Origin of the sequence: Lacisediminimonas sp. (assembly GCF_030645335.1) — a bacterium.
In the GTDB taxonomy this organism is placed as follows: Bacteria; Pseudomonadota; Gammaproteobacteria; order Burkholderiales; family Burkholderiaceae_D; genus Lacisediminimonas.
Genome location: NZ_JAUSNH010000195.1, coordinates 1 through 3,581 on the forward strand (window position 1 = coordinate 1; position 3,581 = coordinate 3,581).

The window sequence follows — 3,581 nt, forward strand, 5'->3', positions numbered from 1 at the left end:
CGGCTCGATGCTGAAGTTGACCTCGCACAGTACCGGGTGGGGCGCATTGTCAGGCTGCAGCACCAGTGCGCAGACCGACAGGTGGCCGGTCGGCGCCGGCAGGGACATGCGCTCGCAATTGCCTTCATCCTCGCTGAACAGTTTCGACAGTCGATCATAGGACTGGCGCGCACTGACGATTTCATGCCAGCTACCCAGCACTTTCTGGATCGGTGCAATCGACTTCGAGACCAGGAAGGTGGCGGCCATCACCATGCCGCCGGTGATCAGGCCCTGTATCGCAAGCCAGATGCCCAGCGCCATCTGCATCGACGGCAGCGATTTTGTCAGGAAGCCGGAAATGCCCCCGAAAACGCCGGCCGACTCACTGGCCGATACTTGCAGCCCCAGGTAATCCTGGTGACGCTGGTGCCAGCGGCGTCGCAGCGCACCTTGCATGTCCAGTGCCAGCGCAGTCTCCGCCTGGCGCAGTCCCTGGGCGGCCACCCGGCTGGCTTCCGCGGAGGCGTTGTTGGCTTGTTTGAGCAGGGGCGCAGACACTCTCTGCGTCATCCAGGTGGCCGCCAGCAGGACCAGCGCGGCGCACAAGGAAAAAATGGCGAGCCAGGGATGGAACAGGGCGCCGAAGGCGATGAACATGATGGCGAACGGCGCACTCATCAAGGCCAGCAATGGACTGCCCGACAGGAACTGGCGCACCTGGATCAGGTCGCCCAGGACCTGGTGGACATTGACCTGGCGGCGACCGGCATTGCGCCGGAACGACATGTCGAAGGTGTCGGCTGCGAGATCCCAGTCGATGCGCAGCGAGATCCGGACCAGCAGTCGCTGGCGTATCCATTCCAGTCCGGACCAGAACAGGTAGGAGCCGAATACCAGCACGGTCAGCGAGACCAGCGTGATTTCGCTGCGACTGGCCAGCACGCGGTCATACAGATTGATCGTATAAAGGATGGGCACGACCGACAGCGCTTCCATTACCGCGGTCAGCACGAAGGCGAAGATGAACGCATGACGACATTGCCGCAGTACTTCCGCGGGGCGATTCTCCCGCGCAACCGGTGTTGGCGCTTGCGCGGAGCGTGCGGAATTGCTCACATTGTTTCCTTGGCAGATTCGGTGGGGCGGCGATTGAATGACTAGACCAGGTCCCGTGTCAGCGGATTGCCGTCGCCGTCCTCGCCGAGGAGGTGATCCACGCCAAGCAATTTCAGCTCGGCTGCGATGCCGCTGGTGATCTGGTTGATGTTCACCGCTCCGATGCTGAGCGTGACATCGGCCTCGCCGAACAATGGCGCGCCGTCGGTGAAATGGCCGAGCAGCGCCTGCAATTCCTGGTTGACGTTGATATCTGCCACCGCCACGCCGACATCGACCATCACGCTGCCTCCGACAAGCGTGTCGACATGATCGGCGCCGATCTGCGCCAGTTGCGCCAGGGTGACATCAAGCTTGCCGGGTTCCGGATCGGATGCGGTCGGTGCGTGCCGGATGCTCAGGTCAGCATTGGCGTCTACTGTCAGCTTGCCGGCCAGCAGCAGCCTGGCGGCCTGGTCATCGGTGACGGTTACGCTTGCCAGCGGCGCGATCCGGATGTCGTCGATGCCGGCCGCTTGCAGCGCCGCTAGCAGGGTGCCGCCATCCTTGTCACTCAGGTTCCCGGCCGCACCGGCGCCGACACTGAGGTGATCGACCTGGCTGGCGGACACCGTTGCGGGTTGTACCAGCACGCTGTCCACCTGGGCGGGCGTGACCTGAAGGGTCACGTCCAGGGCCTGGTCGAACACGGCGACCTGGGTGCCGATGTTGACTTCGGCACCTTGCTGCACCAGGACAGAAGCAACGCTGCTGCTGACCTGATCCACGCCAAGGTCCTGCAGATCATCGAGCGAACTTTGCAGTGCCGTGCCGGCGACATGCAAATGCACGGTGTCCGCCGTCGCAAAGCTGATGCCCGCATCGATCAGGCTGGACGCGTCCGATGCCGACAGGTTGACCAGCGTGTCGCTGCTGAACTGGTCAATGCCGGCGTCATGCAGGTGCTGCGCGCCGGCGATCGCCTGCGACAGCTGGCCTGCCTGCAAATGCAAGCTTGCATGGAAGGCCGGGTCGATCCGGGGCAGCGCGCCCGCGCCGCTGCCAGCCAGGCTGACATGAAGCGGGGAGCCTTGCGTCGGTGCGCCGCCGTGTGCCCCGCCGATGACATCGACGCCGAGCGCCTGGAGATCATCCAGTGAGGTCTGCAATTGTGTGCCGGCCACTTCCATGACCACGTGATCGCCGGCGACAAAGTCGATGCCGGCCTGCAGTATGGCCGCCGCATCGCCTTGCGTGATCGTTGCTTGCGTGCCGTCGATATCGAAATGATGGATGCCCAGCATGTGCAAGGCCGGCGAATTGCCGATTGCGTCGTCCAGCAGCTCAGGCGGCAGCACCAGCGTAAGGTCGGCGTTGCCGCCAAATTTCAGGCCAGCCGTTTGCAGCAGGATGACGTCCGACCAGGCCACGCTCAAGGCGCCGCTCTCGGCCAGCACGGTGTCAGTGAAGCGGGTATCGAATCCAGCCAGCACCAGCGCCTGCGCCAGTGTCGCTGCGTCCGTGGCGACGACGGCGTCGGCGCGCCCGAAGAACGTCGCTGCATGCGACTGGCCCATCTTGGCGAACAGGTTGGCCGACGTATCGGCAATCACGAAAGAGTGATCTGGCGGGGCCGGCTCCATCGCCACCACTTGCGCGATGGTGTAGACCGCTGCTTGCGTTGCGCCGGGGCCAGTATTGTTGACGGTCTCGGTCGTCAGGTTCAGTGGCGCAGTACCGCTGCCGGTGGCGCCACCAGCGCCACCGGCAGCAGCCGCGAGCGGCATCGCTGCCAATCCGGCGAGCAAGCCCGAGCCTAGCGCCGGGGCGGCGGCCGCGCCGGCGCCACCGGCGCCACCGGCACCAGTCGCGCTTGACGAACCCGAACTTGCGCCTGCGTCCGGCGCTGCACCGTCTGCGCTCGCTATTTCGCTGCCTGTCGTGGCCGACGAGCCTGCCTGTCCTGCCTGTTGGCTACCATCGGCGGCTGGCTGCGCGTGCGGCTGGACTTCGGCGGCCGCTGACGACTCCGCCTCGGCCTCGGCCAGCATTTCATCTTGCGCCGCAGTGTGGGGGCCAGCTTCGGCCTCTGCCACGGCTTGTGCTTGTGCTACAAGCTCTGCGTTCGTCAGCGCGTGTGCATCCAGTTCTGGTGCCAGCGCCTCGGTTTCGATCGAAGCCACTGCGTCCTGGCCTGGGCCATCTTGTTCGCCGTGACTGGCAACAAGCCCTGGCGATGCGGCCAACTCGTCGGCGTCTTGCAGCGCATGCTGCAGGCCATCGGGCTGTTGCGCGGAATCGGCGGCATCCGTGGCACGGGTTGCGAGCATGCCTGCCAGTGTCGCCGCGACCAGCGTCGCCGTATCGCGCGTTCGCGAGGACTTGCTTGCCGCCTTGCGTTGCTTCCACTTGTCGCCACCAGCGCTGCTCATCGTTCATCCCCTGAATGGTGTTCGCGCATGGTCTGCGCAGCCGATTCGTCCATGCTTCGAAGCGTCTGCCGA

At 64.9% G+C, this 3,581-nt stretch carries 2 protein-coding genes; both read right to left on the reverse strand.

Annotated features, from left to right (window positions below; translation table 11 throughout):
• Window positions 1–1,098: ABC transporter transmembrane domain-containing protein (locus Q7T64_RS13785; RefSeq protein WP_304796817.1), on the reverse strand; the 1,098-nt coding region annotated here is incomplete at its 3' end.
• Between the two features lie 41 nt (window positions 1,099–1,139).
• A complete protein-coding gene (locus tag Q7T64_RS13790; protein WP_304796822.1) occupies window positions 1,140–3,509 on the reverse strand; it encodes a hypothetical protein in 2,370 nt (789 codons plus the stop codon).
• Window positions 3,510–3,581: the final 72 nt, after the last annotated feature.

What these genes read in the sequence shown, in the direction of transcription:
- Q7T64_RS13790 (WP_304796822.1), bottom strand. Translation starts at nt 3,509, where the DNA reads ATGAGCAGCGCTGGTGGCGACAAGTGGAAGCAACGCAAGGCGGCAAGC.